We start from the raw sequence: 6138 nt of genomic DNA, 5'->3' as shown, positions 1-6138 counted from the left end.
AGACTGACCACTTTGATGTCGGAATTTAACCCTGAAAATCTGCTGGTTACCGGCGACATGTTCCACAATAACATTAACAGCGACGCCAATGCTTTTATGCACTGGCGAAATGGCTATGCCAACCTTAAAGTTATTTTGATAAAAGGAAATCACGACAATTTAAAGAATGAAGATTATGAGGCTTTAGGAATTGAAGTCCATCAAAAAGAGTTACTGCTGGCACCTTTTAGATTTATACATGATAAACCTGGAGAGGTTGATGAATATTATAACATCACGGGTCATATACATCCAGGTGTAGTTATTTATGGAAGGGCTAAGCAGCAATTGAAGTTCCCTTGCTTTTACTTTGGAAAACATTGCGCCATATTACCAGCTTTTAGTGTTTTTACAGGACTAAAAATATTAGATGCAGAGCAGGGCGATTGCTTTTATGCCATCACACCTGCTAAGGTTGTAAGGGTTTAGGCAATTTGTTTATTCAAATTTTGCATCCAGGAATTGAACATATCCTGCTCAATTTTTATAACCAGTTCAGCATGTTTTTCCCAGTCCGCATCAAAGCTTCTAAGTTGGTTCAACATTTCTTCCAGGTGACCTTCTTCTTCAAGAATGATCGATTTAACGGTTACCTTGCTGCCTGCGGCAGTTAAAACATCCTGATAAACAGGGTATAGCTCATCTGCACGTACCTCAATTGCATAGGTTACAAAAAGATAAGCTGCAAACTTTAGTTCATATCCGCTTAAATTAAAATGCTGTTTCAAATAACGGCATACCGCTACATCCAAAGCATTTAAATAAAATTTGGTATCGTTAGGAGCCAATAGCTCATCGCTGGTATAGGTTTTGCAAAGATCGCCATCCAGTTTGTCCAGTTGCTTTTTTAAATAATAAGCATGACGATGTTCCTCTGCTGCATGTTTAAGAATTATAAGGTTCACCTTTTCTTTATGCTCCGATGCAGAGATTTTCTTTGCACCTGCATTTTCCATATACGACAAGGTATTTAACCACTTGGCATGTAAAACATTATCGCTTACTATGTTCTCTAAAATCGGTTTAATGTTCATTACTGTTTTTATTATAATATTGCTAATAACACATTGTTTTTTTGATGTCTTCTTTTTCTTTACAGGCGGTCGTCATCTCCACGATAGGAGAGATTTCTTGAAATGGCATAACCAAGAGATTTCTCCTATCGCCGAGATGACGAGGCGCAGACTACTCTTATATATCGTTTAGTGCTTCATTAATAGTTTGGTAAATATAATCAAGGTCTTCATTACTGATTATATAAGGCGCTAAAATATAAATGATATTTCCTAGCGGCCTAAGTATAATCCCCCTGTCCAGAAAGTAATTGTACAATTGATTTCTCAATCCACTTAAATAAGAGGTATCTGAACCTGTTTCCCACTCCATTACCAATATGGTTCCTGCCTGCCTTACATCCTTAAGCTTTGGATGACCTTTTATCTGTGAAGCAAAAGCTTCATGTTTTGCTACTACTCTATGAATGTTCTCAAGCGTTTCCGGTTTTAATAAAATATCCAGACTGGCCAATGAGGCTGCACAAGTTACCGGATTAGCCGTAAATGAATGTCCGTGATATAAGGTTTTAAGCTTGTCATCACTTAAAAATGCGTCAAATATTTTTTGGTTACATGTAGTAATCCCCATTGGCATAGTGCCACCTGTAAGCCCTTTAGACAAACAAAAAATATCAGGATTGGTATTTAGTGCTTCGCAGGAGAAATACTTACCAGTGCGCCCAAAACCAGTCATCACTTCATCTGCTATTGTCAATATCCCGTGTTTCTGACAAGTTTCAATTAACTGATCCAGATACTGGGGTTCATACATTAACATTCCGCCTGCACCTAAAACCATCGGTTCAAATATAAAGCAGGCAACCTCATTAGAAAGATAATTGATCTTAGATTTAAGCTGCTCAATATTCCGCTCATTAGGAAGATCAATAAATTCAACATCAAACAAAAGAGAAGCAAAGGGATCAGTAAAAATACTCCGTCCACTCACCGACATGGCACCAAACGTATCGCCATGATAAGCCTCCCTAAATGCAATAATTTTAGTACGGGGCTGCTTGGTCGTATTAACCCAATACTGTAAGCACATTTTAATGGCTACCTCTACAGCTGTAGATCCATTATCACTATAAAACACCTTTTCCTGCTTACCAGGCAATAATGGCAGCAGACGTTCTGCCAGCTGTACAGCCGGTTCATGGGTAAAACCTGCAAATATTACATGCTCTAAAGTCTTTAATTGTTCAGCAACTTTAGCGGCAATATGAGGATGAGCGTGTCCATGAATGGTAACCCACCAGCTGGAAACGGCATCAATATATTTCTTGCCATCTTCATCAAATAAGTAAACACCCTCTCCTCTTACAATTGGGACATGAGGTGCTGCATTTTTCATTTGTGTGTAAGGATGCCATATTACTTTTTTATCCCTTTCGGCTAAACTCATTGGTTTCTTTCTTTAATTAATAGTTCTACTACAGTTTTGTCAGTTTTAAAAGTCACGTCGTCAGTTTTAAGGTCATTTAAACTAACCCATCTAAACGACTGTAAGGTATTTTCGTCAAAATCAAATACATCAGTCTTAAAATTCAACGCTAAAGGATGTAATGCTTTTACGGTATAATAAATACTTAAAATCTGACTATCGTTAAAAGAAGATTGCTCATAGAAGTCGGTAGTATAAAGATGATTGAGTATCTCAATTTCAGCGTTGCATTCTTCCATAAACTCCCGTTTAAGGGCGTCTATAAGACCTTCACCCAGCTCTAATCCACCACCGGGGAATTTACTGAATGTCCGGCCACCAGATTGTTCGTCGCTAATCAGTACCTGGTTTTCAGCATTAATTAGTAAGCCGTATACTCTTACATTAAAATAACTCATTGATCGAAGTGTTTTTGATTTTTAGTTGCATTCTCGATTGTCCATTTAATTTCACCTCTAAAGGCTTCCTTCCTTACCGGACAATCATTCATTTTACAATAGTTACAGCAAGCAGGTAAGCAAGGGTCTGCGTGAATAAACAATTCTGTTTTCCGATGTGCATTGCCATTTATAAGCTTATCAATACTTGATATTTCCTGATGAACACGATTGAGATCGAAATAATAAGGGAGCGTGAAGTGGCAATCTATATGCAGATCGGCACCATACTGCTGCGCCCTCAGGTTGTGTACATCTATCCAGGGTTCCTTTCGGTTTTTCTGCAAAATTTCGATAATGTCTTTTACAAGATCAATATTACTTTCATCCATCAATCCACCTATAGATCTTCGCGTAAGCTTATATCCGTTGTAAATGATGTATAATCCTAATAAAATCGAGATCACGCTATCCAGCCAATAGATTTTGGTGAGTTGTATTAAAATTACACCAACCACCAGACCGGCACTGGTTATGGCATCAGTAAGCAAGTGTTTCCCATCAGCCTCCAGTGTAATTGAATTGTGTTTTTTGCCGGTATTTATCAGATAAAAACCTATAATTAAGTTTACAATTCCGGTTGCCCCTATAATAATAGCCCCTTCAAAAAGCTGATGAATTGGCTTAGGATAGATTAAATCGTAAGTAGATTTAAAGATAATGATCAATCCGGCAATGGTTATTAGCGTACCTTCCAGAAAAGCTGAGAAAAACTCCACTTTACCATGACCATAAGGATGATTTTTATCTTTAGGGATGGTGGCCAGATAGATGCTATAAAACGCAAAGCTGCTGGCCAGTACATTCACAATACTCTCTAAAGCATCGGTTAAAATTGCATTGGACTGAGTGATGAAATAGGCAACAAATTTTGCCAGCATAAGCGCTATCCCGATGCATAAAGAAAGAAGTATCGCCTTTTTTTTAGGTTGCACTTTATAGAGATTAGCCACCAAAAATACAGTTTCACTATCGAATTACATTAAAAAGTATTTTTTTTAGTTTATAATTCAGTGAGGTTCATATATTTGTCACTGCACAAAATTAAATTTGCCCACGCACAAATTATTATGACATTTTTATCCAAAAGAATCAATAACCTATCTGAGTCACAGACAATTAAAATGGCTAAGTTAGGCAGAGAGCTATCCGCAAAAGGAATAGACGTTATTAACCTAAGCTTTGGTGAGCCAGACTTCTTTACACCTGAGTTTGTTAAGGAGGCTGCAAAGACCGCTGTAGATGAGAATTACTCTTACTACACTCCGGTTTCTGGTTACCCTGAACTACGTAAGGCAGTTGCAGAAAAGTTATTGAGAGAAAATGGATTAACCTATGGTTTCGATCAGATTGTAGTTTCTACAGGAGCTAAACAATCACTTGCCAACGCAGTAATGTGTCTTGTTGATCCAGGAGACGAGGTTATCGTTCCAACCCCTTACTGGGTATCTTATTCAGAAATGATTAAACTTGGTGAAGGTGAAACAGTATTCATCAACGCTACAGTTGAAAACAACTTTAAAATTACAGGAGCGCAATTAGAAGCAGCAATTACTCCTAAAACCAAATTGTTCATGTTTTCTTCGCCATGCAATCCAACCGGATCTGTTTACAGCAAAGAAGAATTGGCTGATTTAGTAGCTGTTTTTGAAAAACACCCGAACATCTATATCATCTCTGATGAAATTTATGAGCACATCAACTTTGTTGGTAAACATGCTTCAATTGCTGAATTTGATTCAGTTAAAGACAGAGTAATCCTGATCAATGGTTTCTCTAAATCTTACGCTATGACTGGCTGGAGAGTTGGTTACATGGCTGCGAATAAAGAAATTGCAAATGCTTGCGATAAACTACAAGGCCAAATCACTTCAGGTACTTCTTCTATCGCTCAACGCGCGGCTTTAGCCGCATATCAGGGTGGTTTAGATACGGTAAACGAAATGGTTGGCGAATTCAAAAAACGTAGAGACATCGTTTATGCCCTATTAACAGAAATTCCAGGTGTTAAGGTAAATCTTCCAGACGGAGCTTTTTATTTCTTCCCTGAAATAAAATCTTACTTTGGTAAAACCGATGGTACTCAAACCATCAATAGCGCAGAAGACTTAAGCTTGTTCTTATTAAACGAAGCTCATGTATCTACTGTTACAGGTGAAGCATTCGGAAACAACGATTGTATCAGAATTTCCTATGCTGCAGCTGAAGATAAACTTAGAGATGCAGTTTCAAGAATCAAAGCTGCTTTAGCTAAATTGAGCTAAGTTAGTACTTAGATATTGGTATTTAGTACTTAGACATCAAGCTCAAAATATAACAAAAGGCCTGTTTCGTCATCCGGAACAGGCCTTTTTATTTCTTTATGTTTCTCCCTATTACTCCATCCGTGTTGGACTAGCGAGTTTATGCTGAGGCGCCATATTTAAAAACTGAGTGTTCTGGGAAAAGGCATAGGAAATTTTGTCCTTTTTCAGGGCAAAAGATTCCAGCCTTTGAGTAGTAATACTCAGTTTTTAAGCAAAGAGCGAAGCCATATTATGAGCGAATCGCTTCAACAGGATCCAACCTCGACGCTGCGTAAGCCGGCCAAAAGCCCGATATTGTGCCTATAATAACAGACACACCTATTCCCAGCATAATATTCTTCATAAATAAGATCATCTCAAAACCGGCGGCACTGGCTGCTAAGGTAGCCAAGTAAACCAGGAGCAAGCCTAACAGCCCTCCGAGCAGGCACAGCGCTATTGCTTCAAATAGAAACTGCAGCATAATAAAATAATTTTTAGCGCCCAGCGATTTCTGAATACCGATAATATTGGTGCGTTCTTTTACCGAAACAAACATAATGTTAGCAATACCAAACCCTCCGACAAGAATAGAAAAGCCACCAATAACCCAACCTGCTATATCAACCATTCCGAACATGGTATCTAACTGATTAGATGCGATAGTACTCTTATTCAAAGAGAAATCATCCTCTACACCAGGCCTTAGCCTTCTAATGGAACGCATAGTCCCTTGTATTTCACTTTCAATCTCATCAAGAGCAATGTGTTCAAAACCCCTTACCGTAATTGATGGATCATATCTATCGCTTTCGATATCCATAATACCCTTCGCAAAATTTAAAGGCATTACAATATTTTTATCCTGCGACATACCC

At 38.1% G+C, this 6138-nt stretch carries 7 protein-coding genes; 2 read left to right on the top strand and 5 right to left on the bottom strand.

What is annotated here, in order from left to right; all coding sequences use genetic code 11:
* Window positions 1-468, top strand: a 468-nt coding sequence (pdeM, locus tag AC1DDX_RS21365; RefSeq protein WP_477622562.1) for a ligase-associated DNA damage response endonuclease PdeM, incomplete at its 5' end; no start/stop codon positions are given.
* Here pdeM and AC1DDX_RS21360 read toward each other — a convergent pair.
* The 4 genes from AC1DDX_RS21360 to AC1DDX_RS21345 all read right to left on the bottom strand — a co-directional run bounded on the left by AC1DDX_RS21360 (window position 465) and on the right by AC1DDX_RS21345 (window position 3910).
* Window positions 465-1073, bottom strand: a complete 609-nt coding sequence (locus AC1DDX_RS21360; protein ID WP_172659148.1) for a hypothetical protein — start codon at window positions 1071-1073, stop codon at window positions 465-467. The genes pdeM and AC1DDX_RS21360 overlap by 4 nt on opposite strands.
* 157 nt (window positions 1074-1230) lie before the next feature.
* A complete protein-coding gene (gene bioA, locus AC1DDX_RS21355; RefSeq protein ID WP_172659149.1) occupies window positions 1231-2499 on the bottom strand; it encodes an adenosylmethionine--8-amino-7-oxononanoate transaminase in 1269 nt (422 codons plus the stop codon).
* Complete coding sequence (locus tag AC1DDX_RS21350; protein ID WP_172659150.1) at window positions 2496-2936, bottom strand: NUDIX domain-containing protein; 441 nt, start codon at window positions 2934-2936, stop codon at window positions 2496-2498. Before AC1DDX_RS21350 ends, bioA begins: the two co-directional genes overlap by 4 nt.
* Window positions 2933-3910, bottom strand: coding sequence for a cation diffusion facilitator family transporter (locus tag AC1DDX_RS21345; RefSeq protein ID WP_172659151.1), 978 nt, complete (start codon window positions 3908-3910; stop codon window positions 2933-2935). The genes AC1DDX_RS21350 and AC1DDX_RS21345 overlap by 4 nt, the downstream gene beginning before the upstream one ends.
* Before the next feature lie 135 nt (window positions 3911-4045).
* Between AC1DDX_RS21345 and AC1DDX_RS21340 the strand changes: the two genes are divergently transcribed.
* The gene (locus AC1DDX_RS21340) at window positions 4046-5239 is read left to right on the top strand and encodes a pyridoxal phosphate-dependent aminotransferase (RefSeq protein WP_172659152.1); all 1194 of its coding nucleotides are present in this window, start codon (window positions 4046-4048) and stop codon (window positions 5237-5239) included.
* Between the two features lie 271 nt (window positions 5240-5510).
* Here AC1DDX_RS21340 and AC1DDX_RS21335 read toward each other — a convergent pair.
* The coding region (locus tag AC1DDX_RS21335) for an ABC transporter permease (RefSeq protein ID WP_477622561.1) at window positions 5511-6138 on the bottom strand (628 nt) is incomplete at its 5' end.

This window comes from Pedobacter sp. 10L46_2 (genome assembly GCF_056395165.1).
The sequence above is the reverse complement of the archived record's forward strand: the minus strand, read 5'-3'. Positions and strand labels throughout refer to the sequence as shown.

Bases quoted from the DNA above. Each gene is read 5' to 3' on its own strand.
- AC1DDX_RS21360 (WP_172659148.1), bottom strand. From the start codon at position 1,073: ATGAACATTAAACCGATTTTAGAGAACATAGTAAGCGATAATGTTTTA.
- bioA (WP_172659149.1), bottom strand. From the start codon at position 2,499: ATGAGTTTAGCCGAAAGGGATAAAAAAGTAATATGGCATCCTTACACA.
- AC1DDX_RS21350 (WP_172659150.1), bottom strand. From the start codon at position 2,936: ATGAGTTATTTTAATGTAAGAGTATACGGCTTACTAATTAATGCTGAA.
- AC1DDX_RS21340 (WP_172659152.1), top strand. From the start codon at position 4,046: ATGACATTTTTATCCAAAAGAATCAATAACCTATCTGAGTCACAGACA.